The 23329-nt window shown below is 72.1% G+C and carries 23 protein-coding genes; 11 read left to right on the forward strand and 12 right to left on the reverse strand.

Features of this window, described 5'->3' with window-relative positions:
- Nucleotides 1-242: 242 nt before the first annotated feature.
- Together E1288_RS27960 and E1288_RS27965 are read right to left on the reverse strand one after the other, a co-directional pair.
- Nucleotides 243-1376: a glycosyltransferase family 9 protein gene (locus tag E1288_RS27960; RefSeq protein ID WP_132490137.1), complete on the reverse strand. Its 1134-nt coding sequence runs from the start codon at nt 1374-1376 to the stop codon at nt 243-245.
- Nucleotides 1377-1415: 39 nt separating this feature from the next.
- Nucleotides 1416-2165 (reverse strand): SDR family oxidoreductase, encoded by a 750-nt coding sequence (locus E1288_RS27965; protein ID WP_132490139.1) that lies wholly within the window; start codon nt 2163-2165, stop codon nt 1416-1418.
- 94 nt (nt 2166-2259) lie between these two features.
- Between E1288_RS27965 and E1288_RS27970 the strand changes: the two genes are divergently transcribed.
- Nucleotides 2260-2823 (forward strand): NADAR family protein, encoded by a 564-nt coding sequence (locus E1288_RS27970; protein ID WP_132490141.1) that lies wholly within the window; start codon nt 2260-2262, stop codon nt 2821-2823.
- A gap of 19 nt (nt 2824-2842) precedes the next feature.
- Here the strand turns inward: E1288_RS27970 and E1288_RS50470 are convergent, their stop codons facing one another.
- Nucleotides 2843-4561: an ATP-dependent helicase gene (locus tag E1288_RS50470; RefSeq protein WP_408013986.1), complete on the reverse strand. Its 1719-nt coding sequence runs from the start codon at nt 4559-4561 to the stop codon at nt 2843-2845.
- Nucleotides 4562-6043: 1482 nt separating this feature from the next.
- On the reverse strand, nt 6044-6619 hold the full coding sequence (locus E1288_RS27980; RefSeq protein ID WP_132490145.1) for a TetR/AcrR family transcriptional regulator: 576 nt from the start codon (nt 6617-6619) through the stop codon (nt 6044-6046).
- Nucleotides 6620-6947: 328 nt separating this feature from the next.
- On the opposite strand from E1288_RS27980, the gene E1288_RS27985 reads away from it, so the two are divergent.
- Complete coding sequence (locus E1288_RS27985; RefSeq protein WP_235883854.1) at nt 6948-7289, forward strand: anthrone oxygenase family protein; 342 nt, start codon at nt 6948-6950, stop codon at nt 7287-7289.
- Between the two features lie 16 nt (nt 7290-7305).
- Here the strand turns inward: E1288_RS27985 and E1288_RS27990 are convergent, their stop codons facing one another.
- Nucleotides 7306-8130 carry a pentapeptide repeat-containing protein gene (locus tag E1288_RS27990; RefSeq protein WP_132490154.1) on the reverse strand — a complete coding sequence of 275 codons (825 nt, stop codon included), beginning with the start codon at nt 8128-8130 and terminating at the stop codon, nt 7306-7308.
- 162 nt (nt 8131-8292) lie between these two features.
- Between E1288_RS27990 and E1288_RS27995 the strand changes: the two genes are divergently transcribed.
- Nucleotides 8293-9417 carry a coiled-coil domain-containing protein gene (locus E1288_RS27995; protein ID WP_207954588.1) on the forward strand — a complete coding sequence of 375 codons (1125 nt, stop codon included), beginning with the start codon at nt 8293-8295 and terminating at the stop codon, nt 9415-9417.
- 69 nt (nt 9418-9486) lie between these two features.
- Here the strand turns inward: E1288_RS27995 and E1288_RS28000 are convergent, their stop codons facing one another.
- Together E1288_RS28000 and E1288_RS28005 are read right to left on the reverse strand one after the other, a co-directional pair.
- Nucleotides 9487-10656 (reverse strand): GDSL-type esterase/lipase family protein, encoded by a 1170-nt coding sequence (locus E1288_RS28000; protein WP_132490239.1) that lies wholly within the window; start codon nt 10654-10656, stop codon nt 9487-9489.
- Nucleotides 10657-10759: 103 nt separating this feature from the next.
- Nucleotides 10760-11167 (reverse strand): RidA family protein, encoded by a 408-nt coding sequence (locus E1288_RS28005; RefSeq protein WP_132490156.1) that lies wholly within the window; start codon nt 11165-11167, stop codon nt 10760-10762.
- A gap of 151 nt (nt 11168-11318) precedes the next feature.
- On the opposite strand from E1288_RS28005, the gene E1288_RS28010 reads away from it, so the two are divergent.
- The 3 genes from E1288_RS28010 to E1288_RS28020 all read left to right on the forward strand — a co-directional run bounded on the left by E1288_RS28010 (nt 11319) and on the right by E1288_RS28020 (nt 13328).
- Entirely contained in the window at nt 11319-12401 is a 1083-nt protein-coding gene (locus E1288_RS28010) for a serine hydrolase domain-containing protein (protein WP_132490158.1), read from the forward strand.
- A gap of 61 nt (nt 12402-12462) precedes the next feature.
- Nucleotides 12463-12921, forward strand: coding sequence for a GNAT family N-acetyltransferase (locus E1288_RS28015; protein WP_132490160.1), 459 nt, complete (start codon nt 12463-12465; stop codon nt 12919-12921).
- 20 nt (nt 12922-12941) lie between these two features.
- Nucleotides 12942-13328, forward strand: a complete 387-nt coding sequence (locus E1288_RS28020; protein WP_132490162.1) for a VOC family protein — start codon at nt 12942-12944, stop codon at nt 13326-13328.
- Nucleotides 13329-13334: 6 nt separating this feature from the next.
- Here E1288_RS28020 and E1288_RS28025 read toward each other — a convergent pair whose 3' ends face one another.
- The 3 genes from E1288_RS28025 to E1288_RS28035 all read right to left on the reverse strand — a co-directional run bounded on the left by E1288_RS28025 (nt 13335) and on the right by E1288_RS28035 (nt 16378).
- Nucleotides 13335-14729, reverse strand: a complete 1395-nt coding sequence (locus tag E1288_RS28025) for a carboxylesterase/lipase family protein (RefSeq protein WP_132490164.1) — start codon at nt 14727-14729, stop codon at nt 13335-13337.
- Nucleotides 14726-15277, reverse strand: a complete 552-nt coding sequence (locus E1288_RS48175; protein ID WP_132490165.1) for a GNAT family N-acetyltransferase — start codon at nt 15275-15277, stop codon at nt 14726-14728. The genes E1288_RS28025 and E1288_RS48175 overlap by 4 nt, the downstream gene beginning before the upstream one ends.
- 114 nt (nt 15278-15391) lie before the next feature.
- Nucleotides 15392-16378: a malate dehydrogenase gene (locus E1288_RS28035; protein WP_132490167.1), complete on the reverse strand. Its 987-nt coding sequence runs from the start codon at nt 16376-16378 to the stop codon at nt 15392-15394.
- Between the two features lie 291 nt (nt 16379-16669).
- Between E1288_RS28035 and E1288_RS28040 the strand changes: the two genes are divergently transcribed.
- The 4 genes from E1288_RS28040 to E1288_RS28055 all read left to right on the forward strand — a co-directional run bounded on the left by E1288_RS28040 (nt 16670) and on the right by E1288_RS28055 (nt 19809).
- Nucleotides 16670-17041: a YciI family protein gene (locus E1288_RS28040; protein ID WP_132490169.1), complete on the forward strand. Its 372-nt coding sequence runs from the start codon at nt 16670-16672 to the stop codon at nt 17039-17041.
- On the forward strand, nt 17023-18243 hold the full coding sequence (locus E1288_RS28045) for an RNA polymerase sigma factor (protein WP_132490171.1): 1221 nt from the start codon (nt 17023-17025) through the stop codon (nt 18241-18243). Before E1288_RS28040 ends, E1288_RS28045 begins: the two co-directional genes overlap by 19 nt.
- Before the next feature lie 64 nt (nt 18244-18307).
- Nucleotides 18308-19066, forward strand: coding sequence for a DUF899 domain-containing protein (locus E1288_RS28050; RefSeq protein ID WP_132490173.1), 759 nt, complete (start codon nt 18308-18310; stop codon nt 19064-19066).
- A 104-nt stretch (nt 19067-19170) separates the two neighbouring features.
- The gene (locus E1288_RS28055) at nt 19171-19809 is read left to right on the forward strand and encodes a LysE family translocator (protein ID WP_132490175.1); all 639 of its coding nucleotides are present in this window, start codon (nt 19171-19173) and stop codon (nt 19807-19809) included.
- Here E1288_RS28055 and E1288_RS28060 read toward each other — a convergent pair.
- Complete coding sequence (locus tag E1288_RS28060) at nt 19745-20554, reverse strand: ArsR/SmtB family transcription factor (protein WP_132490177.1); 810 nt, start codon at nt 20552-20554, stop codon at nt 19745-19747. The genes E1288_RS28055 and E1288_RS28060 overlap by 65 nt on opposite strands.
- 64 nt (nt 20555-20618) lie before the next feature.
- Here E1288_RS28060 and E1288_RS28065 point away from each other — a divergent pair, with 64 nt between their 5' ends.
- Entirely contained in the window at nt 20619-21983 is a 1365-nt protein-coding gene (locus E1288_RS28065; RefSeq protein WP_235883855.1) for an MFS transporter, read from the forward strand.
- Between the two features lie 38 nt (nt 21984-22021).
- On the opposite strand, the gene E1288_RS28070 is transcribed toward E1288_RS28065, so the two are convergent.
- Nucleotides 22022-23281, reverse strand: coding sequence for an MFS transporter (locus E1288_RS28070; protein ID WP_207954589.1), 1260 nt, complete (start codon nt 23279-23281; stop codon nt 22022-22024).
- Between the last annotated feature and the right edge of the window lie 48 nt (nt 23282-23329).

Raw genomic sequence — 23329 nt, forward strand, 5'->3', positions numbered from 1 at the left:
CGAACGGAAGTGCGGTGATTGTCGTCGCCGGATGCGGCGGGAACGCCGGGGCGAGCGCGGCGTGAACGGCCACTGGAGCAGGCCTGGCACCAGATCTTAGCGGTCGCGATGAGTTTCGCGGCCCGGCGCGGTCCAACCATCGGAGGCGCTTTCCGGCCGGAGGTGCCTCCGGGGCCGTGTCCGAGGTCGCGCATTCGGCTGCAGGGGGTACTGCGCGGCTCTCGGACCGGCCTTGGCGCTCGTCACAGGTAGGCGGTCAGCAGGTCGTCCACCGAGTACATCAGTTCCGTGCGGCCGCCGAAGAGCTCGTGCAGGCGGGTGGCGTGATCGCGCATCGCGGTATCGAAGTCCGCGGCGCCGTCGTAGAGGCGGGCCACGCCGTCGACGAGCTCGGAGAGGTCGGCGTCGATGCGGGCCGCGGACATGCTGGGCGAACGCGGGCCATCGTCGTCGACGGGCTCGGGCGTGTTGCCCAGCATGACGTAGCAGGGGAAGCGTTCCAGGTCCGGCAGCACCGAGTAGAACGGCACGCCCGGGTTGAAGTAGTACTCCGCCCAGTCGTTCCCGGCCAGCGCCAGCCACGGGGTGCCCACGGCCAGCGCGGCGAACGCGAACCCGGTGTGCGGCGAGAGCAGCATGTCGCAGCGCTGCATCGCGGCCAGCTGCCGGTCCAGCGGCACGTCCAGCGCCCACGCCGTGTTCGGGACGGTCGCGGCCAGCGCGTCGAACTCCGCGCGCGCGAACCCGGTGCTGGTGCGGCCGTCGTCGGCGAGTTTGCCGGTGAAGCAGATCCGCGCCTGCGGCCAGCGGTCGGTGATGGCGCCGAGGATCCGCTGCCACGACGCCAGCGACGGGTAGCGCCACCGTTCGGCGCTGCCGCCGGGCAGCACCGCGATGGTCGGTGCGTCGTGCTGCGGCAACAGCTCGGCGGCCCAGTCGCGCGCCGCGGCAGGCAGGTTCAGCCTTAGCGGGTTGCGTGCCTGGTAGGCAGGTTCGGGCGCGCCGACCTGCGTGTGCCCGCCGGTGGTGCGGAAGTGCTCGGCCGACAGCTCGTAGTAGCGCTGCAGGCCGGGGAAGAAGTCGTGCTGCCACTTCTGGTGGCCGCGCGGATCGTCGACGACCCAGTCCCACTCGGCGGGGATGTGTGCGAGGACGTCGGCCGTCGGCGGCTCGAACACGTCGATGTCCACTGTGTACACCTCGTCGATCGCGTCGCACCAGGCGGCCAGGTCGACGGCGGTGGCGGAGTTGAGCACCACCGCGATCCGCCGATCCGGGTTCGCGCGGCGATATCCCAGGCAGTACTGCAGCGCCTCCACGGCGTGCCCGACGGGATGGCAGTAGACGAAGTTGACGAGCACCGATTCGCGTTGCACGAGATCAACCCTACGATCGCGGGCAACGGTTTTTCGCCGCTACAGGCCGCCCGCGACGCGCAGCACCGCCCCGCTGGTGTAAGCCGACTCCGGGCCGAGCAGCCAGCCGATCGCCGGGGCGATCTCATCGGGCTCCCCGGCCCGGCCGAACGGAACGCGTGCCACCGCCGTGTCGATGCGTTCCGGCGCTCCGGCGCTGGCGTGGATATCGGTACGCACCAGGCCGGGAGCGACGGCGTTGACGCGCACGCCCTCGTCGGCGAGTTCCTTCGCCAAACCCACCGTCAGCGCGTCCACGGCGGCTTTGGCCCCGGCGTAGTGGACGTACTCGTGCGGCGAACCGAGCGTTGCGGAGCTGGAGGAGATGTTGACGATGGCCCCGCCACCACCGCCGCGGCGGGTGGACATGACCTGCGCGGCGCGCCGCGCACACAGCACCGCGCCGAGGAAGTTGACGTCGATGACGCGCCGGATCACCTCGACCGGCGTGTCGGCCAGATCGCCGATGTGCGCGGTGAGCCCGGCGTTGTTGACCAGCCCCGTGACCGGGCCCAGCTGGTCCGCGGCCTCGGCGAACAACCGGTCCACATCGGCCTCGCGGCTGACGTCCACGCGCACCAGCACGCACCGGGCGCCGTGCCCGCGGGCCTCGGCCGCGACGCGCTCGGCGCCGCTGTCGTTGTCGCGGTATCCGAGCACGAGGTCGTGGCCGGCCCGGGCCAGCCATGACGCCGTGGCCGCGCCGATGCCGCGACTGGCGCCGGTGATGATGGTGATGGGGCGACTCATGCGCTGATCATGACATCCGCCGGTGCCGGGCTCATCGACTGCCGTGCGCGAATTCGTTGGTCCGCAGCGGACCTGAGCGGGAAGACTGTCCCACATGGACATCGGCCCGGCGGACGTCGGCGAGGTGATCAGCCGGGTGCGGCGAGGTCAGCGCGTGAAGTTCCTGTACTTCTGGGGCCACCGGCCAGAGCGCGATGGCCGCGTCGGGCGCGGTTGCCTGAGCCAGTGGTGGCCCGCGCCGTTCACGGTGGACGGCCGGAGGTTCGCCACTGCCGAGCACTACATGATGTGGCGCAAGGCGGTGCTGTTCGGCGACTCCGGCAGCGCGGAGGAGATCCTGCGGGCGTCCCATCCCCGGCAGGCCAAGCAGCTGGGGCGTGGCGTGCGCGGATTCGACCAGCGCCGTTGGGAGGAGTGCCGCTACGAGATCGTGCTGACGGCCTGCGTCGAGAAGTTCCGCCAGAACCCGGACCTGCGGGAATTCCTGCTGGGCACCGGCGGCCGGGTCCTGGTGGAGGCCAGCCCGGTCGACTCGATCTGGGGCATCGGCCTCGCCGCCGACGATCCGCGCTGCGAGAACCCTGAGCAGTGGCGAGGACTGAACCTGCTGGGCTTCGCGCTGGGCGAAGCCCGCGCCCGCCTCGGTCGGCAGTCCTGACCGAGGCGGGGCAACGGCGTCACAGCAGCGTCAGCTGCGCGGGACGCGGGCGGCGCGGTGCGGCGGTCGCGGCCTGGGTGGTGGTGTCGCCGAGGGTGGACAGGAACGGTGACGGCTGGCGGCCCTGGGTGCTGCCGCGGACCGTTCGCCGTGCCGCGCCGGTGAGGTAGAGGTGGTCCTGGGCGCGGGTCATGCCGACGAAGAACAGGCGGCGTTCCTCGGCCACTTCCTCCTCGGTGGGTTCGGTGCCCGGCCAGCGCAGCGGCAGCAGGCCGTCCTCGCAGCCGGCCAGGAAGACCACCGGGAATTCCAGCCCCTTGGCGGCGTGCAGGGTCAGCAGGGAGATCGCCTCGGCTCGCGGGTCGAGCGTGTCGACCTCGGCGCCGAGCAGCACCTCGCGGCAGAACCGAGGCACGTCCTCGCCGCAGCGCTGCGCCAGCGGCCCGAGCAGTTCCACTGCGGTGTGGATGTCGGGCCGGGTGTCCTCGGGCACGGTGTCGGCGACCGTTTTCGCGGCCATGCGCAGCTGGTCGTTCACCGGGCCGGTGCGGTCGGCGACGTGCAGCAGCTCGCGCACCAGGAGATCGACGCCCGGGCGGGCGGAAAGCCGGTCGTGCGACCGCTTCTGCACCGGCAGGCCGCAGCGGGTGAGCTCGTCGAGGATGGCGTGCGACTGGGAGTCCGTCCGGTACAGCACCGCGATGTCGTTGAACCCGATGCCGCCGGGGCCGTCGCCGAGGACCCTGCCGCTGTCGAGGGAGTGGAACGACGCGCCACCGAGCAACTGGTCGATCGTGCGCGCGACGAACGCCGCCTCCGCGCGTTCGTCGCCGGCCCGGTGGACGACGATGCGGTGCGCTTCGCGGGCCGAAGCCGGGGCCAGCCGCCGGTCGGTGACCAGTGTGGACGGTGCGATGGCGCGGATCGCGCCGTCGAGGATGTGGGCGCCGCTGCGGTAGTTGCGGGTCAGCGCCAGGACCGGTGCGCTGGGGTAGTCCTGCTCGAAGCGCAGGAAGAAGCCGACGTCGGCGCCGCGGAAGGAGTAGATCGCCTGGTCGGGATCGCCGATGGCGGTCAGGTTGGCCTCGGCCGGCGCGATCAGCCGCAGCAGCCGGTACTGGAGTTCGTCGACGTCCTGGTACTCGTCGACGGTGATCCACCGGTAGCGGCGGCGGTACTGCTCGGCGATGCCGGGGTGGTCGGTGAGCAGCTGCACCGCGAGCACGACGAGGTCGTCGAAGTCGACGAGTTTCTGCTCGCGCAGTCCCGCCAGGTAGTCCGCCAGCACGGCGTGGGCTTCCGGGTCCGCCTCGCCACCGCGGCGCGCCGGTGACAGCTGCGCCTTCACGCGCCGCGCGCTGCGTTCGTCGCCGGTGACGGCGGTGAGGATCTCCTGCTGGCGGGCGGCGTCGGCGAGCCCGAAATCGGCGCCGAGCCCGAGTTCCCGGTGGTGTTCGCGCAGGATCTGCAGGCCGAAGGCGTGGAAGGTCGCCACGGTCATCAGCTGCGCGGGTGCGCCGATGAGCGCGTGCAGGCGTTCGGTCATCTCCTCGGCGGCGCGGCGGGTGAAGGTGATCGCCAGGCATTCCTCCGCCGGGACGTCGCGTTCCAGGACGAGGTGCGCCAGCCGGTGGGTGACGGTGCGGGTCTTGCCGGTGCCCGGCCCGGCGACGATCAGCAGCGGACCGCCCGGGACCTCGGCCGCGGCCCGCTGGTCGGGATCCAGCCCGGCGAGCACGCCGGTCCCGGTGGCCCGGGTGGGAGCCGGCTGCGGCTCGGGTTCGGCCAGTGGCCGGGAGACCGGTGCGGCAGCGGGTTCGGGTTGCGGCTGCGGGGCGAACAGCGCGTCGTCGAACAGCGCGGGCGCATTGCCGGTGCGCAGGCGGGCGAGTTCGGCGGGTTCGAAAACGCGGATGGTGCCGTATTCGCCGTCGTAGCCGGGATCGCGCAGCACCTGGCCGTGCCGCAGCCGGTCGATCGCCTCGGCCACCGCGGCGTTGGTGCGGCGCAGCTCGTCGACCGGCACGTCCTGGAGGATCCGCAGTTCCGGGCCGTGGGCGGCGGTGAGGTCGCTGACCTCGCCGAAGACCTTCTTGCTCTTGGGGCCCACGCCGAGGACCTCGCCGACGATCTCCGGCAACGGGATGAGGTTGCGGAACCCGGCCGCGCCGGGCGGGCGGATGCCTTCGGGCCGGTCCGCGAGCGCGTCGATGCGGTGCAGCACGCCAACGGTCAGCGGCTTGTGGCAGCCCGGACACAGTCCGCTGTGGGCGCGGGTATCGCCCGGCTCGAAGCGCACCTGGCACTTGCGGTGCCCGTCGAGGTGGTACTTGCCCTCCTCGGGGAAGAACTCCACCGTGCCGGCGAAGCCCTCGCCGGTCTCCAGCGCGCGCTTGACTGCGAAGTAGTCCAGGTCGGTGTCGAAGACGCTGGCCTCGCGGCCCAGCATCGGCGGCGAATGCGCGTCGGAGTGGCTGACCAGCGTGTACTTGTCCAGCGCGGAGACCCGCCAGTTCATCTCCGGGTCGCTGGACAGCCCGGTCTCCAGCGCGAAGACGTGCCCGGCGAGGTCGCGGTAGCAGTCCTCGATCGCGTCGAACCCGGCCTTGGAGCCCAGCACCGCGAACCACGGCGTCCAGATGTGCGCGGGCACGAGGTAGGCGCCGTCGCCGGATTCGAGGGTGATCTCCAGGAGGTCCCGGGAATCCAGGCCGAGGATCGGGCGGCCGTCCGAGCCGAGGTTGCCGATGCGGCCCAGCCGCTGGTTGAACCGCTCGGCGGCGGCGAAGTCCGGCAGGTAGCAGAGGTGGTGGACCTTCCGGGTGCGTTCACCGCGCTTGTAGATCGTCGAGATCTCGACCGACAGCATGAACCGCACCTGACCGCCGCAGTTGGCGGGCATGCCGCGGGTCATCGCGGCGTCGAGGTCGTCGCGCAGCCGGAACAGGCCGGGCTCGGCGGGTTCGAGGACCTCGCGCAGGTGCGCGAACCAGGCCGGGTGGGTGAAGTCCCCGGTCCCGACCAGCGTGATGCCCTTGCGGCGCGCCCACCAGGTCAGGTGCTCGATGTCGCAGTCCTTGCTGCAGGCGCGGGAATACTTCGAGTGGATGTGCAGATCGGCGTAGAAGCGCACCCCGGCGATCTTGCCAAAAGATCACCGGCGGCCTGGCCGGGGGCCGGGCGAAGCGGCCGCCCGCCGATGAGCGGGCGACCGTGCCGGTCAGCTCTCCGGCAGGCTCCGGTCCACCAGGTCGTCGACGATCTTGTCGATGCCGTACGGCTGCAGCAGCCCGGGGACCGTGAGGTCGTCCACGATGACGCCGAGCATCGCGAGGTAGAGCTGCAGCACGGTGGCGCGGTCGCCGGGTAGGCCAGCCTCGAGGTGCCAGTCGATGTTGCTCTTGAGCATGTCGGCGAAGGTGGCAGTCAGGTCTTCCTGCAGCTCCGGTCGGCGGGTGGCCTCCAGGCGCAGTTCCAGCATGGCGAGGTGGCTGCTGCGGTCGCCGCGCATCCGCTCGACGAGCTGGCGAAGCAGCGTGGCGGTGAGCTCGCGGCTGGGCGCGGCCTTCATCGTCTCGGCCATCTCGACCGGGTCCGGGGTGAGGCGCTCGTGGGTGCGGGCCATGATCTGGCGGAGCAGCTCGGCGCGGTTGGCGAAGTAGTTCGTCGTCGTGCCGGTGGGAACGCCCGCTTCCTTGTCCACGGAACGCAGCGTCAACCCGCGCGACCCGTCCCGCGCGAGGACCTCGATCGCGGCATCCAGCAGGGCGGTGCGGCGGGCGGGGTTCTGTCGCATGTCGATCTCCCGAAACTCGTTGACCCCACTGCGAATGCAGTACTACGTTTTAACCACTGCGGACACAGTACATCAATGGACATTAAAGGTGAGGGCCCGAGATGCCGCGCTCCGTGCCCCGCCCTCGGCCGCTGCCCGAACCCGGCCCCGCACCCCTGCCGCCCAGCGAGCCACGACCGAACGGGAGATCAACGTTGGAATTCCTCCAGACCGCCACGATGCTGTCCGCCACGATCGCCTGCGCGCTGATGGCCGGGCTGTTCGCCGGCTTCGCCTACGCGGTCATGCCCGGCCTCGGCCGCTCTCCGACCGCACCCTGGTCGAGGCCATGCAGAACATCAACAAAGCCATCCTCAACCCGGCCTTCCTGGTGCCCTTCATAGGCGCGATCCCGCTCATCGTCCTGGCGGTGTTCCTGGCCTGGCAGGGACACGGACGCCCGGCGCTGCCGTGGCTGATCGCCGGGCTGGTGCTCTACCTGGTCGCGTTCGCCATCACCGCAGCCGTCAACGTTCCCCTCAACGACCGGCTCGCCGCGGCCACCACCGACTTCGCCGCGGCGCGCAGCGCGTTCGAGAAAACCTGGGCCACCTGGAACATCGTCCGCGCCCTCGTGCACACCGCGGCATTCGTGTGCCTGCTGTGGTCCCTGGCCGTCCACGGCGGCTGAGCGGCTGAGCGACGGATCACCAGTGCGCGGGGCGGGAAAGCGCCGGGGGCAGCTTCGTGGCGGCATCGCCCTTGGCGGCGTTGAGCTGGGCCTGGGTGAGGAAGATCGCGCCGGTGAGGTCGGCCCCGCGCAGGTTCGTGTCGCGGAAGTCCGCGCCGATCACGTCGGCCGAGCGAAGGTCGGCCCCGCGCAGGTCGGCCGCGATGAGGTAGGCGCCGCGGAGGTTGGCGCCCTGCAGGTCGGCGCCGCGCAGCTTGGCTCCGATGAGATCGGCGCCCCGGTGGTTCTTCTTGCGGCCCGAAACCTTGGCCCGCACGAGCTCGCTGGTGCGCAGCAGCAGGGCGTTGATGTCGTGGCGCAGCGCCGCGACATCGACATCGGTGAGCTCATCGGCGCTGCCGCGGGTCAGCGCTTCGGTGTCCTCCAGCGCCTTGCGGAGATCGTCGTGCACGGGCCCGGCCGCCGGCAGGGTCAGGGCTTCGGTGAGGTACCAGAGCAGCTCGTGGAGCTGGCGCATCACCGGGAACACCGCGAACATCTTCCCGGCGGTGCGCGGGGCCTGCCGCCAGTCCGTACCGCCGAAGGTGACCTGCGAGACCTTCTGCCCGGCGCCGAAGCAGTCGAAGACGGTGCAGCCGGGAAAACCCCGCTCGCGCAGCTGCGAGTGGATGCCGCAGCGGAAGTCGTCCAGCAGGTTCGTGCACGGCGTCCCGGCGTCCTTGTTCACGGCGAAGTCGGCCGAGGCGGCGAAGGGCAGTGCCACGCAGCACAGTCCGAAGCAGTTCGCGCAGTCGGCGTGCAGACTGCCATCGGCGGGTGGGGCTTGGTGCTGGTCGGACAACGTGCGTGATCTCCTGCCGCGAGGTGTTCTCTTCCCCCATTCTCCCCGACCAGAGCGGCGGCCCGGACGCAGGTCGCGATGCCGGAGCGGGGCCCTGGGGCGGCGGCGTGCCCCGCCAGCAGGTCCGACGTGCCGCCGGTCGCGGTTGATAACGTCCGCGGCATGGGTGAGCAGCAGGTGCGCGACGCGACGTCCGAGGAGCAGGCCGAAGGGGTGTGCCGGTTCCCCGGATGTTCGCGGGAGGTCGTGCGCACCGGCGGCCCGGGGCGCCCCTCGGAGTACTGCGATCTCCCCGAGCACACTCGCTGGCGGGCCTGGAAGGAACGGCAGCGCCTGCAAGCCGTGCAGGAGCAGGCCGAGGTCTCGCCGGTCGCGGCCGTCGAGTACGACAGCGCGCGACTGCGGGCCGAGGAGCTGCTGCGGCAGTACCGGCTCCTGTCGGAGCAATTGACCCGGAATCTGCGTGCCGGCATCGCCGAACTCGGTACGATCGCTGATCCCAGCGCGGCGGAGGCGCAGATCCAGGCGGCCCAAGCCGAAGCCGCGCACCGCATCGCGCAGGCCGAGAAAGCCCTGGCCACCGCGCAGCAGCAGCGTCGCGACGCCGAACAGGCGCGCAGCGCCGCCGAGGCGGCGGCAGAGGACGCCACCGCGGCCGCGGAAACCGCCGGGCAGGAGACCGAAAGCGCCCGCAAGGAACGGGATGATGCCGTGGAACGGGCGACCCAAGCCGAGCAGCGGGCGCGGCAGGACGTCGAGGCGGCGCGCAACGAAGCCGAGGTCGCCACTGCGGCGGCCCGGCGCGACGCCGAGCGGCAAATCGCCGACGCGCGCAACTCCATCGAGCAGGCGAAGGCGAGCGCGGCCGCGGAAATCCAAGCGGCGCAAGAGGAAGCGCGTCGGCAGATGGATGCCGCGGCGCAGCAGCAGGCGGCGGCGGTGGAGCGGGCGGCGCGCGCCGAGCAGGCGGCGGAGACCGCGCAGGGACAGCTGGACGAGCTCAAGCGCGTAGCGGAGGAAGCGCGCGCGGAAGTGCAGCGCCAGCGCGACGAGCTCGCTGTGCTGCGCGAGCAGCAGGCGGCGGAACTCCAGCAGCTGCGGGCAGAGGCCGCGGAGCGGATGGAGACCGAGCGCACCGCCGCCGCGCAGCGGGTGGCGGCGGTGCAGGACGCTCGGGAGCAGTCGCTGGCACGCGCGGAGCGCGCCGAACGGCAGCTCGACGCGGCGACGGAGGAGCTGCGTGCCCTGCGGGCAGCGGCGACGCAGCCGCCCGTGGAGCCGGCGTAGCCGGGCGGAACGCCTTCAGGCCACCGCGGCGCCTGCCTCCAGGTTCCGCAGCAGGTAGGTGACGCGTAGTCAGCGGGCTCGTTCGGCGGTGAACGGTCCGTCGGAGCCGAAGGCCCGTTCGGCGAAGCGTTCGCCGATGCGGCGGTGGGTGGCGGCGTCCGGGTGGAGCCGGTCGGGCAGCGGCAGCTCGGCGAAGTCCGCCTCGCCGTAGAGCTCGAGGCCGTCGAGGTGGTGCAGGTTCGGGTCGTCGGCCGCGCGCTGCTTCACGAGGCGGGCGAGCTCCTCCCGGATGACGCCCAGCGTCAGCTTCCCGGCCGCGCGCTCCGCGGGATCGCCGGTGGCCCGGAACTGCACCTTTCCGGCTCGGAGCGCGTCGACGTCGAACGCGCCGGGGCCGGGGGTGTCCTCGTGGATGGGGCACAGGATCGGCGAGACGACCAGCAGCGGCGTCGTGGGATGTCCTTCGCGGATGGTGTCGAGGAAGCCGTGCACCGCCGGGGTGAAGGCGCGCAGGCGCATCAGGTCGGCGTTGACGACGTTGATGCCGATCTTGACGCTGATCAGGTCCGCGGGGGTGTCGCGCAGGGTGCGGGCGGTGAACGGGTCGAGCAGCGCGCTGCCGCTGAAGCCCAGGTTGATCAGTTCCACGTCGCCGAGGGCGGCGGCCAGCGCGGGCCAGATCGTGCTGGGGCCGGCCGCGTTGGAGCCGTGGCTGATCGAGCTGCCGTGGTGCAGCCACACCCTGCGCCGTCCGGTCTGCACCGGCTCGACCGGAGCGTCGGTGCGCAGGGCGACCAGTTGCGTGAGCTCGTTGTGCGGCAGCCAGATCTCGACCTCCTTGACGCGGTCGGGCAGCCCGGCGAACCGGACGGTGCCGACCGGGCCGGGCCGGGTCTCGGTGGATCCGGTGGCGATGTCCACGGTCACGACGTTGCCGCCCGGCGCGCTCGCCTGGTCGGTCAGACGGCCGTCGACGAGCAGGTCGTAGACGCTGCCGGGGCGAGGCGGGAGGCCCTGGTAGACGGTCTTGGTGGGGAGGACGTCCAGCTCGACGACCGTGGCCCGGGTACTGACGACCAGCCGCACGCCGGAGGGCTGGGACTCGGCCATGGCCAGCTGCCCATCGGTGTACTGCGCACGTGCCCAGGCCGGCAGCCGGTGCGGCAGCAACCCGTGCTCGGTGCGTTCCAGGTCGAGCGCGCCGCGCAGGAGATCCGCGGTGATGGGGGTGGTGGCCATGGCCTGCGGCCCGGTTGCGGCGGCGTCGTGCTGGCGGTTCATGACCACCAGCCTGTCAATTGGTTTCCCGGTCCGCACCTGGATTTCGCGTCGCGGGCTCGGGTCAGGGGTTCACGGCGGCCAGCGCGTCGATCTCGACCAGCTGGTCGTCGTAGCCGAGCACCGTGACGCCCAGCAGGGTGCTCGGCGGGTCGTGGTCGCCGAAGTAGTCGCGCACCACTTCCCACGTCGTGACCAGGTCGGCCTGCCGCGTGGCGGCCACGTAGACGGTCGTCTTGACCACATCGGACAGTCGGGCCCCGGCGTCGGCCAGGGCGGTTTCGAGGTTGCGCATCATCTGGTGCGCCTGTGCGGCGTAGTCGCCGGCGGCCACGGTCGCACCAGCCTCGTCGAGCGGGCAGGCTCCAGCGGCGAAGACGAGCTGTGCGTCGGGGCGCACGACCGCTCCGTAGGCGTATTCGGCCACATCGGACAGTTCTCCACTGCGGACCAGGCGGAACGTATCGGACATAACGTCACCCTACCGGCGGGCGCCGCGATGGGGCTTTCGCTCGCCGCGAAAAGGAGTTGATCGTCCGAATAGTCTGGTTGTCAGTGGACGGTCGCCGAGCCGGGGCCGCCGGAACCTGATCCACAGTGGACATCGAAGGGCTGGGAGGACGATGGAACCGCGGGGCGTGGTGGACGGCCGGTTCGCCAAGGTGGCCGAGACCTTCGCGCAGCTGCTGGCCGACGGCCGTGAGACCGGTGCCGGGCTGGTGGTGCGCTACGGCGGCGAGGAGGTCGTGCGACTCTCCGGCGGGTGGGCCGATGTCGCGCGCACCAGCCCATGGCGCGAGGACACGCTCGTGCACGTCTACTCGGTCAGCAAGCCGTTCGCCGCCCTGACCCTGCTGAAGGTGCTCGCCGAAGCCGGGATCGCGCTGGACACCCCGGTGGGCGCGCTGTGGCCGGACTACGCGGCGGCCGGCAAGTCGGCGACCACGCTGCGCCAGCTGCTCAGCCACCAGGCCGGGCAACCGGTGTTCCCCGCCGCGGCCGGGGACCTGTTCGACGACGCCGGGCTGCGCGCGCAGCTGGCCGCGGCCGCGCCGGAATGGCCGCCGGGCACGGCGGTGGCCGAGCACGGCCTGACCTACGGACATCTGCTCGACGGTGTCGTGCGGTCGGCCACCGGGCGCTCGCTGGGGACGGTGTTCCGGGAGGACATCGCGGGACCGCTGGGGCTGGATGCGCACTTCGGGGTTCCTGAAGCGGACCTGAGCCGGGTCGCGGAGCTGGAGGTCGCCGACCCGGAGTCCTGGAAGTTCGGCGAGCCGGGCGATCTGGCGCACCGCGCGCTGGCGGTACCGCCCGGCGCGTTCGACGTGGCGCTGCACAACTCCGAGCGCTGGCGCCGCGCCGAGTTCCCGGCGATCGGCATGCACACCACCGCCCGGGCGCTGTGCGGGTTCTTCGCCGGGCTGGCCGACGCCGACGGGCCGGTGGCGCGGCTGCTGAGCGGGGAACTGCACGGGGAGTTCATCCGACCGCAGGTCAGCGGGTGGGACCGGTTCCGCGGCTTCGACGTGACGTGGACGCTGGGTCTGCAGCACTACGACGGAGACCTGGCCATGGGCGGGCTGGGCGGCTCCACGGCGTGGGTGTCGCGCAAGCACGGGTATTCCTGCGCGTTCGTGACCCGGCACCTCGCCGGCCCGCACCGGATGATGGCGCTGGAAGAAGCCATCGAGTCGGTGTGGTGAACCGCGCTTCCGGTGCCGCGGGGCGCGCCGGGTGTCGTGGGGTTGGTATTGACTGGTTGCCATGGCAATCAAGATCGAGGACGCGACGGTCGCCGATACCGAACGGCTGACGCGGATCGTGCGGACCAGCAGCGCCTACGACGGGCACTACCGGGTGATGGTGGCCGATCTGGGCATCGACGCCGAGTACCTGGCGGCGCACCTGGTGCGGGTCGCCCGCGACGAGGCGGGCCGGCCGCTGGGCTTCTACACGGTGATCGTCCCGGGGCGTGGCGGCGCCGGCGAGGGCGAGCTCGACTTCATGTTCGTCGACGACGCCGCGCAGGGCCGAGGCGTGGGCCGGATGCTCATCGACGACGCCCGCGCGCACGCCCGCGCCCGGGGTTTGCGGCGGGTGCACGTGGTGTCGCACCCGCCGTCGGAGGGTTTCTACCTGTCGGTCGGGGCTCAGCGTGTGGGAACGGTTCCTGCGGAGGGTGCGATCACGTGGTCCCGTCCGCATCTGGTGCTCGAACTGTAGGCGGCACCTACCGTGTCGACATGCGAATCTCACGTCTGCAGTTCGTGTCGGTGCCGGTGGCCGACCACGTCAAGGCCCGCGAGTTCTACGTCGACGTCCTCGGCTTCGAGCTGGTCGTGGACATCGCCGGCCCGCACGGCCAGTTCGTCATGGTCGCCCCGCCCGGCGCGCAGACCGGTGTGGTGCTGGTCGACTTCAGCGTCGACGGGCGCGAATTCGGCGGGCCCGTGCACCTGCAGTTCCACACCGACGACCTGGACGCCGATATCGCGGAGCTGCGCGCTGCGGGGGTGGAGGCCGGGAATCCGCAGGACGTGCCGTGGGGCCGGATGACGACCTTCACCGATCTCGACGGCAACCCGATCTCGCTGTTGCAGCCCTCGGCGATGGGCAACCGGCCGGGCTGACGCCGGTCACCGCATGGCGCGCCAGGGTTCGCCGCCGGCCCGGTCGAGCCGGTCGCCGGGTATCGCCCAGGTGTGCACTGGGGTTTCGCTGGGCGTGACCGGCGGCCAGCCGGGGTCGCCGGTGCGGGCGAAGTCGCGCCAGGCGCGCATCATGCGCCGGGACAGGGCCTGGTCGTGGTCGTCGGGCGGGCCGCCGAGGAGGAAGTCCGCCGCGGCGAGGTTGCCGAAGTTCAGCGGCACGTCGGCGCCGTGCCAGGCGTGGACTCCGGCGCGGCTGCGGGCGAAACGGGCCAGGTGCGCCCGCCCGCCGTGGCGTGCGTGGTGCTCGGCCAGCCGCGTGCTGTGGGCCGCGAAGATCGCGTCGCCGAACAGGGAGAGATAGGCCTCGCGCGGCGATGACGCGAGGGTGCGGTAGTGCTCGGCGACGGTGTCCGGGATGGCCATGGCGTGGGCGAAGGCGAGCAGCTGGGCATCGGTGTCGACACGCTTGATGGTGTCCAGCGCGTCGAACAGCCAGTACTCCTCGGCCGTGTGGCACACCAGCATGTCGACGGTCGTGTCGTGCACTGTGGACAGTGGTGCTGCGGGCAGTGTGCGGCCGTCGACGACGGGGCCGAACAGGACCGGGTCGTACTGTCGCCGGGAGCCGGGCTGCGGGCCGCCGGCGACTTCGGTCGCGGCGGCGACGAGTTCGCGGGGCGAGGCCGTCGCCGGATCGGTGCCCAATTGCGTGGTGATCTCGGCGGTGATGGCCGCGGCGGCGTCGGTGGCGAAGTAGGAGTCGGGGACGCTGTGCAGGATGGCGCGGCGGAACAGCCCGCGTGCCTGCGGCATGAGCAGCAGGCACGTCGCCGATCCGGCGCCGGCGGACTGCCCGGCGACCGTCACGTTGCCCGGGTCGCCGCCGAATGCCGCGATGTTCTCCCGCACCCAGCGCAGCGCGGCGATCTGGTCCAGCAGGCCGCGGTTGTCGGGATGGCCGGGCAGGTGCCCGAACCCTTCGAAACCCAGCCGGTAGTTGGCGGTGACCACGACGAGCCCGGTGGCGGCTAGGGCGGTGCCGTCGTAGTCGGGCTGGGCGGTGGAGCCGAAGGTGTAGGCGCCGCCGTGGACCCACACCAGCACCGGGAGCCGGTGCGCGGCCGGCGGCGCCCAGACGTTGAGGGTGAGCACGTCGTCGGCGCCGGACCACGTCGGCGCACCGGGCAGTTCCGCGTCCTGGGGCGCGATGGGGCCGAACGCCACGCAGTCGCGCACCCCGTGCCAGGCCTCTGCCGGCCTGGGCGGCTGGAACCGGTTCGGCCCGAACGGTGCTGCGGCGTAAGGGATTCCGAGGAACGAGCGGATCGCGCCGCGGCGGCCGCGGATCCGGCCGGCGGCGGTGGCGACCTCGGGCGTCACCGCGGGGCCGGGTGGGTCAGTCGCCAGATGACGTCGATGCCCTCTTCGCTGCCCGTTCGGGGGTCGCGGCTGGGGCTGCGGCGGTCGACGCAGGTGAAGCCGAGGCGTTGCGGGATTCGCCCGCTGGCGGTGTTCGCCGCGTCGTGCCAGATCTCCACCCGGTCGATGCCCGGCAGCGCGAACGCCTCGTCGACCAGCGCGGCGGTGCTGGTGGTGGCCAGGCCGAGCCCGGTGTAGTCGGGGTGCAGCCAGTACCCGATCTCCAGGCCGCCGGAGCCGATGCGGCATTCCATGCCGACGCAGCCGGCGATCGCGCCGTCGACGATGATGGCGTAGGTGTAGGCGCTGCCGGTGTGCCAGTTGCGGTCGCAGCGGTCGAGGAACTCGACGGCGGTGTCCAGCGAGTAGTCCCCGGCTGCCCACGGCATCCACGGTCGGAGGTGCGGCAGGGCCTCGGTGACCACTCGGTGCATCTCGGCGAGATCGCCACCGCGCCAGCGGCGCAGCACCGCCGAACCGAGGGTGATCAGTTCCGGGGGATGGGCCATGCGCCGATGGTCCTGCCCCGGGGCCGATCCCGGCAACCGAATATCACCGGATCCGCAACGCGAAGTGGGCCGCCCCGCAACCGGGACGGCCCACTTCGGCTATGCGCGAGCGGCTCAGATCAGGCCGAGCTTGCGGACCGCGTCGCGCTCCTCGACGAGCTCGTTGACCGAGGCGTCGATGCGCTCGCGGGAGAACTGGTCGATCTCCAGGCCCTGCACGATCTCGAACTTGCCGTCGCGGGCGGTGACCGGGAACGACGAGATCAGGCCCTCCGGCACGCCGTAGGAGCCGTCGGAGACCACGGCCGCCGAGGTCCAGTCACCCTCGGGCGTGCCGTTGACCCAGGTGTGCACGTGGTCGATGGCGGCGTTGGCGGCCGAGGCGGCCGAGGACGCGCCGCGGGCCTCGATGATGGCCGCGCCGCGCTTGGCGACGGTCGGGATGAACTCGTCGGCCAGCCAGGCCTGCTCGACCTGCTCGGCGGCGATCTTGCCGCCGACCTCGGCGTGGAAGAGGTCGGGGTACTGGGTGGCGGAGTGGTTGCCCCAGATGGTGAGCTTCTTGATGTCGGTGATCGACACGTTCAGCTTCTGCGCCAGCTGGGACAGCGCCCGGTTGTGGTCCAGGCGGGTCATCGCGGTGAACCGCTCGGCGGGCACGTCCGGCGCGTGGGCCTGGGCGATGAGGGCGTTGGTGTTGGCCGGGTTGCCGACCACCAGCACGCGCACGTCGTCGGCGGCACCGGCGTTGATCGCCTCGCCCTGCGGCTTGAAGATGCCGCCGTTGGCCTCCAGCAGGTCGCCGCGCTCCATGCCCTTGGTACGCGGGCGGGCGCCTACCAGCAGCGCGACGTTGGTGCCGTCGAACGCGGTGCGGGCATCGTCGGTGATGTCGATGCTCTGCAGCAGCGGGAAGGCGCAGTCGTCGAGCTCCATCGCGGTGCCCTCGGCCGCCTTGACCGCCTGCGGGATCTCCAGCAAGCGGAGCTTGATCGGGGTGTCGGGCCCGATGAGCTGACCGGATGCGATCCGGAACAGCAACGCGTAGCCGATCTGACCGGCCGCACCGGTAACGGTCACGGTGACGGGAGCTTGGGTCATGAGGTTTCGTTCTCCTGCTCGCCGGGTGATTGCCTAGCCGGATGCTATCCCCAGTGCGCCGGTGCCGTTGCGTGCCCGCCACGGATCACAGTGGACCGCGCGCCGGACCGATTCAGCCGCGACCGGCGGGGAGAGGCAGGCCACAGTCCGGCGGCCGCGTGATCATCGGTTCCTGCTGGGTGGCGGCCCGCGGAAATTCTTCGCACCGTGGTGTCGATCCGGCGCGGAGCCGTTCGTGTAGTGGGTGAGGAGCCGGGGCGGAGCCGGCTTCACGAGCGCAAGGAGAACGCGATGAAGCAGTACCTGCTGAGCATCTACCAGCCCGACGGGCCCACGCCGCCGCCGGAGATCCTGGAGCCGATCATGCGCGACGTGCAGGCGGTGAACGCCGAGATGCAGGCCGCCGGGGCGTGGGTGTTCGCCGCCGGCCTGCACCCGCCGGCCACCGCGACCGTGCTGCGGGCGAAGGACACCGACGTGCTCACCACCGACGGCCCGTACACCGAGGGCAAGGAACACCTGGGCGGGTTCACCATCATCCGGGCGGCGGACCTGGACGCCGCGCTGGAGTGGGGCCGCAAGCTGGCGAAGGCGATCACCCTGCCCATCGAGGTGCGGCCGTTGCAGGACGACGAGGGCGAGACGTGCCGGTCGTCGGCGTAGCGGAGGTCGAGCGGGTCTTCCGCGCGGAGTACGGCCGCGCGGTGGCGGTCCTGGTCCGCGTCTTCGGCGACATCGACATCGCCGAGGAAGCGGTCCAGGACGCCTTCGCCACGGCCGTGGCCAAGTGGCCGTCGGCGGGCCTGCCGCCGAGTCCGGCGGGCTGGATCATCACCACGGCGCGCAACCGGGCGGTCGACAGGCTTCGCCGGGAGGCCTCCCGCGAGGACCGGCACGCGCAGGCCGCGCTGCTGCACGCCCACGACGAGCCGGAACAGGAGGGGCCCGTGCACGACGACCGGTTGCGGCTGATCTTCACGTGCTGCCACCCGGCGCTGTCCACCGGCGCGCAGGTGGCGCTGACGCTGCGGCTGCTCGGCGGGCTGAGCACCGCGGAGATCGCGCGGGCGTTCCTGGTGGCCGAGCCGGCCATGGCCCAGCGGCTGGTGCGCGCCAAGGGCAAGATCCGCGACGCCGGGATCCCGTACCGGGTGCCGGGCGAAGCCGAACTGCCGGACCGGCTGCGCGCGGTGCTGGCCGTGGTCTACCTCGTGTTCAACGAGGGCCACACCGCCAGTTCGGGGCACCGGCTGGTCCGCGAGGACCTGTGCGCGGAGGCCATCCGGCTGGGGCGGCTGCTAGCCGAGCTAATGCCCGACGAGCCGGAGGTCTTGGGGCTGCTGGCGCTGATGCTGCTGGTCGAATCACGGCGGGCGGCGCGCACGACCGCCGATGGCGCGCTGGTGCTGCTGGCCGATCAGGACCGCGGCCGCTGGGATCGCGACCTCATCGCCGAAGGCCAGGCCCTCGTGCGCCGCTGCCTGCGCCGCAACCGGCCCGGCCCCTACCAGATCCAGGCGGCGATCAACGCCGTGCACAGCGACGCGCCGACCGCCGCCGACACCGATTGGCGGCAGATCCGGGCGCTGTACGACCAGTTGCTGGTGGTGTCACCGAGCCAGGTGGTGGCGCTGCACCGCGCGGTCGCCGTCGCGGAGGTCGAGGGCCCGGAAGCGGGGCTGGCCCTGGTGGACGAGCTCGACCTCGGCGGATACCACGTGTTCCACACCGTCCGCGCGGACCTGCTGCGCCGCCTGGGGCGCGTCGAGGAGGCGGCGCGGGCCTACGACGCGGCGATCGCGGGGACCGGCAACGCGGCCGAACGCGACTTCTTGCAGCACGCGCGCCGGGCGCTGGCGCGATGAGTTTCGCGGCGCGCGCCGGTCTACCCGTGGTGCAGGCGAAACCACGAGCTTGACGGAGTGTGTGATGAGCGTTCCCGACATCGTTTCGCGCGAGGAGTGGCTGGCGGCCCGCCGCGATTTCCTGGTGCGGGAGAAGGAGTTCACCCGCGCCCGCGACGCGCTCAACGCCGACCGGCGGCGGCTGCCGATGGTCGAGATCGACGCGGACTACCGGTTCGAGGGCCCGGCCGGGCCGGTCGGCCTGCCGGAGCTGTTCGACGGGCGGCCACAGCTGGTGATCTACCACGCGATGTTCGATCCGGGGTGGGACGGCGCCTGCCGGAGCTGCTCGTCGTTCATCGACCAGATCGGGCACCTGGCGCACCTGCACGCCCGCGGCACGTCGCTGGCGCTGGTGTCGCGCGCGCCGCTGTCCAAGATCGAGGCGTTCCGGGCCAGGATGGGCTGGACGGTGCCCTGGTACTCCTCCTACGGCAGCGACTTCAACTACGACTTCCACGTGACGCTGGACGAGTCGGTGCGCCCAGTGGAGTACAACTACCGCACCGCCGAGGAGCACCGGCGGGCCGGCACCGGCTACTACGTCTCCGGGGAGCAGCCGTTCGAGCTGCCCGGGCTGAGCTGCTTCCTGCGCGTCGGCGACCGCGTGTTCCACACCTACTCGACCTACGGGCGGGGCATGGACGTGCTGGGCAGCACCACGAGTTTCCTGGACCTGACCGCCCTGGGGCGTCAGGAAGACTGGGAGGAACCCGAGGGCCGCGCCACCGGCCTGGGTGCCCCGGCGGGCAGCCCGCAGGTGAAGTACCACGACGAGTACTGACCACGGCCCGGTGAGGCCAGTGCCGCCGAATTGGCCGTTGGTGCCGCCGCCGCGGCCGCCTAGTGTCCGATGAGGACGGTTCGTTGCGGCGAGAAGGTGGCGTGGTGGTCGAATTTCCGGCGGTGGCGGGCATCGCGGTGGTGGCGCTGGGACTGGTGCTCACGCCGGGGCCGAACATGTTCTACCTGGTGTCGCGGTCGCTGACGCAGGGACGCCGGGCGGGGCTGGTGTCGCTGCTGGGCGTGGCGGTGGGGTTCCTGGTGTACGCGGCGGCGGCCACCGCGGGCATCGCCACGGTGTTCGCGCTGGTTCCCGCGCTGTACACGGCGTTGCAGATCGCCGGCGCGGCATACCTGCTGTGGCTGGCGTGGCAGGCGGTACGCCCGGGCGGGGTGTCGGTGTTCGCGCCGGCACCCACCCCCGCCTACGGGCCGGGAAAGCTGTTCGCGATGGGGCTGGTGACCAACCTGCTCAACCCGAAGATCGCGGTCCTCTACGTGTCGCTGCTGCCGCAGTTCATCGACCCCACGCGGGGTGGTGTGGCCCTGCAGAGCCTGACGTTGAGCGTGGTGCAGATCCTGGTGGCGCTGTCGGTGAACGCGCTGATCGTGGTGACGGCCGGGTCGGTGGCGGGCATGCTGGCCCGGCGCCCGGGGTGGCTGCGGGTGCAGCGCTACTTCATGGGCGCGGTGCTGGCCGGGCTGGCGGTGCGGCTGCTGACAGACCGGGCTCGCCCGGCGTGATGCCGAGCGCGGCCTGCAGCCCGTCGGCGCCGTGCGCGGTGAGTTTCAGCGCCCGCTGCTGGGGTTTGCGGGCCAGCCAGCCTGACTCGAGCAACGCGGTCAGCAGCGCCGCGCCGAGCCGACCTGCGAGGTGGTGCCGCTGCTCGCTCCAGTCCACGCAGAACCGCAGCAGCGGCCTTCGCGACGGCCCGGCCTGCACGGCGTGCAAGTCCACGCCCAGGGCGGCGAAGACCCCTTCGGCGTGCGGACCGAGCCGGTAAGGATGGTCGCTGAGCTGCACGGACAGGCCCTCGTGCGGGCGGCGGCGGGTGTCGGCGATGCCGTCGTCGGCGGCGAGCGCGCCACGGTCCAGCAGTGCCGCGGTGACCGTGACGCCGAGCCTCCCGGCGAGGTGGTCGTAGCAGCTGCGGGCTTCGCGCACCGCGGCGGCGCGGGTGCCCTGGCGCAGCGAGCGCACCGGCTCGGCCGGTGCGATGGCGGCGAGGGCTTCCAGCACGGCGGCGACCCGGTCATCGACGAGCCGGAAGTAGCGGTGCCGCCCGGAGCGTTCGGCCTCGATCAGGCCGCCGGCGCAGAGCTTGGCGAGATGCGCGCTGGCGGCGCTGGCCGACACCCCGGCCTCCGCGGCCAGCACCGAGGCGGGTAGCGATCGCCCGTCGGCCAGCGCCTGCAGCACCTTGGCGCGGCCGGGTTCGGCGAACAATGCGGCCACCGGTGCGATGTCGCTGTCTCCCTGGACTGCCATGCGCCCATTCTGCGCCCGCGACGTTTCAGGCTGGCGTGAAGTGTCGCGGGTGCAGGCTCGGTGCGTGTTGAAGAGACGAGGTTCTCCTGTGCTGGTGCTCGCGGTGATGTGCGCGGGCATGTTCTTGGTGTTGCTGGACGTCACGGTGGTCAACGTGGCCCTGCCCGCCATCCGCGGTGCGCTGGGTGCGGGGATGGCGGGGACGCAGTGGGTGGTCGACGGGTATGCGCTGGCCATCGCCGGGATGTTGTTGGTCGGCGGCGCGCTGGGCGACCGCTTCGGGCACCGCCGGGTGGTGCTGGCCGGGCTGGCGGTCTTCGGCGCGGCGTCGCTGGGGTGCGCGCTGGCTCCGGGGCTCGGGGCGCTGGTCGCTTCCCGCGCGGTGCAAGGCGTGGGGGCGGCGTTGTTGCTGCCGGGCAGCATGGCTGTGATCGCCGGGGTGTATCCGGATGCGGCGGCGCGGGCACGGGCATTGGGGGTGTGGGCGGCGGTGTCATCGCTGGCGTTGCCGGCCGGTCCGCTGGTGGGCGGCGGCCTCGTCGAGTGGGGCGGCTGGCAGTCGGTGTTCGCGCTGAACGTGCCGGTGGTGATCGCCGCGGTCGTGGGAGTTCGCGCGCTGGTACCGGATGTGCCCGGCGATCGCGGGCAGCGGGTGCGCGTCGGGGTGCTGGCGGGCGCGGTCGTGGGGTTGACGGCGCTGGTGTTCGCGGTGATCGAGGCCGGCCAGGCAGGGCTGGACGCATCGGTGGTGGCGGCGCTGGTGCTGGCGGTGATCGCGCTGGGGGCGGCCGGGCGGCGGATGCCGCGTTCGTGGCTGGGCAACCGGCCGTTCCTGACGGCGAACTCGGTGGCGCTGCTGATGAATCTCGGCATGAACGGCACGCTGTTCGTGCTGTCGCTGTACCTGCAGAACCTCGGCGGGAACTCGCCGGCGCGCACCGGTGTGCTGTTGTTGCCGATGTCGATTCCGCTGGTGCTGCTGGCGCCGGTGGCCGGGCGGATGGTGGCGCGCTTCGGGCCCCGGGTGCCGATGGTGTGCGGCGCGGTGATCGCCGCGGCGGGATCGGGTTGCTGGGCCCTGGCGTCTCCGGGCGGTGGCTATGCGGAGGTGGTTCCGGTGCTGGTGGCGTGCGGGATCGGCGCCGGGTTGCTGACCACGCCGGTGGTGGCGGCCGCGGTCGGCGCGCTTGGGCCGCGGCGTTCGGGGCTGGCCAGCGGGGTGAACAACACCATGCGGCAGACCGGGACCGCGCTGGGTGTCGCGGTGTTCGGCGCGGTCGCGGGCTCGCCGGAAGCACCTGCTGATTTCGTTGCTGGGCTGCACCTCCTGGCCGTGGTCGGCGTGTTGCTGTGGCTGGTGGCGATCGCCTGCAGCCTCGCCGCAGGCACGCGTCGGCCGGTGAGTGACCGCGTTTCGGCAGTGCGGTGAGATGCGCCCCCCGTGAGTGTTCTGGTGCGCCAGAACACTCACGGGGGGTCAGGCTGTGCCGGAGACCGGCTCCGGGTGGACGGCGTGGCGGAACGGTGAGGCGGCGAGCGCCGCGGCCGAGACGGCGAGCCCGGCGACGCCGACCCACAACGCCGTGCGGTCGCGGCGTCGGCGATCAGCCCGCCGAGCGGGGCGCCGAGGACGATCGCGCCGCGGTTGACCGACCGGATGGTGGTGTTCATCCGGCCCTGCAGCCGATGCGGCGTGACGGACTGGCGATAGGCCAGTTCGTTGGGACCTTCGACGCCCATCAGCACCCAGAACAACGCCTGCCCGGCGGCGAGCACCACGAGAGCCGCCCGGCCGGGCGAGGTCAGCGGCACCAGGAGCCACGGCAGCGGCATGAGGATGCGGGTGGTGACCATGGTGCGCCCGGCACCGAAGCGTTGCGCGCACCGGTTGGCGAACGTGCCGCCGAGGACCGCCCCCACCCCGGCGCAGCCATAGGCGACGCCGAGTCCGATCTCGCTGAGCCCGAGACCACCGGTCGCGGGAGCGCGCAGTACGTAGAGCACGTAGACGATGGTCAGCAGGCTGTGGGACAGGAACCAGAGGTGTCCGCTGAGCGCCATCGGGGCGAGCATGCGGTGCCGGTACACCCAGGACATGCCTTCGCGCAGCTCGGCGAGCAGGCTGCGCCGGGCCGCGCGGGGTGCGATGGGTTCCTGGACCTGGATCGAGGCGAGCAGCAGGCCGGAGATCAGGTAGGTGGCCGCGTCGACCAGCACCGCCAGCGGCGCGCCCAGCACCTTGATCAGCGCGGTGGCCAGCACCGGGCCGGCGGTCTGCGCGACCGCGTCCGACTGCTCCAGCCTGGCGTTCGCCGAGGTGAGCAGCCCTGTGGGCACCAGTCGCGGCAGAAAAGCCTGGTCGGCCGCGTCGAAGAACAGCGACGCCACGCCCAAGACCGCCACCAGCAGCGCCAGCGTCGGCAGGTCGAGCAGGCCCATGACGTGCAGCGCGGGGATCGCGCACAGCAGCACCGCGCGGCCCAGGTCGGCCCCGACCAGCATCGGTTTGCAGCGGTAGCGGTCGACGACGACACCGGCGAGCAGCCCGAACAGCAGGTAGGGAATCCAGCGCGCGGCGTTGAGCAGGCCGAGTTCGGTCGCGGTGGCGTGCAGGGTGACCACGGCGAGGATCTGCACGGCGAGGCCGGTGATGTGGGTGCCGAAGATCGAGGTGGTCGACGCCGCCCAGAACCGGCGGTAGCCGGCGAGATCGACGAGGCGTGGCATGCCGGGACCGTAACAACGATTTCGCCCCGGCATTCCGGTGTTCCGTTC

This window comes from Saccharopolyspora elongata (assembly GCF_004348985.1).
Taxonomy (GTDB): domain Bacteria; phylum Actinomycetota; class Actinomycetes; order Mycobacteriales; family Pseudonocardiaceae; genus Saccharopolyspora; species Saccharopolyspora elongata.

Bases quoted from the DNA above. Each gene is read 5' to 3' on its own strand.
- E1288_RS27985 (WP_235883854.1), top strand. From the start codon at position 6,948: ATGCAGAACATCAACAAAGCCATCCTCAACCCGGCCTTCCTGGTGCCC.
- E1288_RS28005 (WP_132490156.1), bottom strand. From the start codon at position 11,167: ATGTCCGATACGTTCCGCCTGGTCCGCAGTGGAGAACTGTCCGATGTG.
- E1288_RS27995 (WP_207954588.1), top strand. From the start codon at position 8,293: ATGGGTGAGCAGCAGGTGCGCGACGCGACGTCCGAGGAGCAGGCCGAA.
- E1288_RS48175 (WP_132490165.1), bottom strand. From the start codon at position 15,277: ATGGCCCATCCCCCGGAACTGATCACCCTCGGTTCGGCGGTGCTGCGC.
- E1288_RS28050 (WP_132490173.1), top strand. From the start codon at position 18,308: ATGAGCGTTCCCGACATCGTTTCGCGCGAGGAGTGGCTGGCGGCCCGC.
- E1288_RS28070 (WP_207954589.1), bottom strand. From the start codon at position 23,281: ATGCCACGCCTCGTCGATCTCGCCGGCTACCGCCGGTTCTGGGCGGCG.
- E1288_RS27965 (WP_132490139.1), bottom strand. From the start codon at position 2,165: ATGAGTCGCCCCATCACCATCATCACCGGCGCCAGTCGCGGCATCGGC.
- E1288_RS27980 (WP_132490145.1), bottom strand. From the start codon at position 6,619: ATGCGACAGAACCCCGCCCGCCGCACCGCCCTGCTGGATGCCGCGATC.
- E1288_RS28020 (WP_132490162.1), top strand. From the start codon at position 12,942: ATGCGAATCTCACGTCTGCAGTTCGTGTCGGTGCCGGTGGCCGACCAC.
- E1288_RS28015 (WP_132490160.1), top strand. From the start codon at position 12,463: ATGGCAATCAAGATCGAGGACGCGACGGTCGCCGATACCGAACGGCTG.
- E1288_RS28010 (WP_132490158.1), top strand. From the start codon at position 11,319: ATGGAACCGCGGGGCGTGGTGGACGGCCGGTTCGCCAAGGTGGCCGAG.
- E1288_RS28040 (WP_132490169.1), top strand. From the start codon at position 16,670: ATGAAGCAGTACCTGCTGAGCATCTACCAGCCCGACGGGCCCACGCCG.
- E1288_RS28035 (WP_132490167.1), bottom strand. From the start codon at position 16,378: ATGACCCAAGCTCCCGTCACCGTGACCGTTACCGGTGCGGCCGGTCAG.
- E1288_RS28060 (WP_132490177.1), bottom strand. From the start codon at position 20,554: ATGGCAGTCCAGGGAGACAGCGACATCGCACCGGTGGCCGCATTGTTC.
- E1288_RS28000 (WP_132490239.1), bottom strand. From the start codon at position 10,656: ATGGCCACCACCCCCATCACCGCGGATCTCCTGCGCGGCGCGCTCGAC.
- E1288_RS27970 (WP_132490141.1), top strand. From the start codon at position 2,260: ATGGACATCGGCCCGGCGGACGTCGGCGAGGTGATCAGCCGGGTGCGG.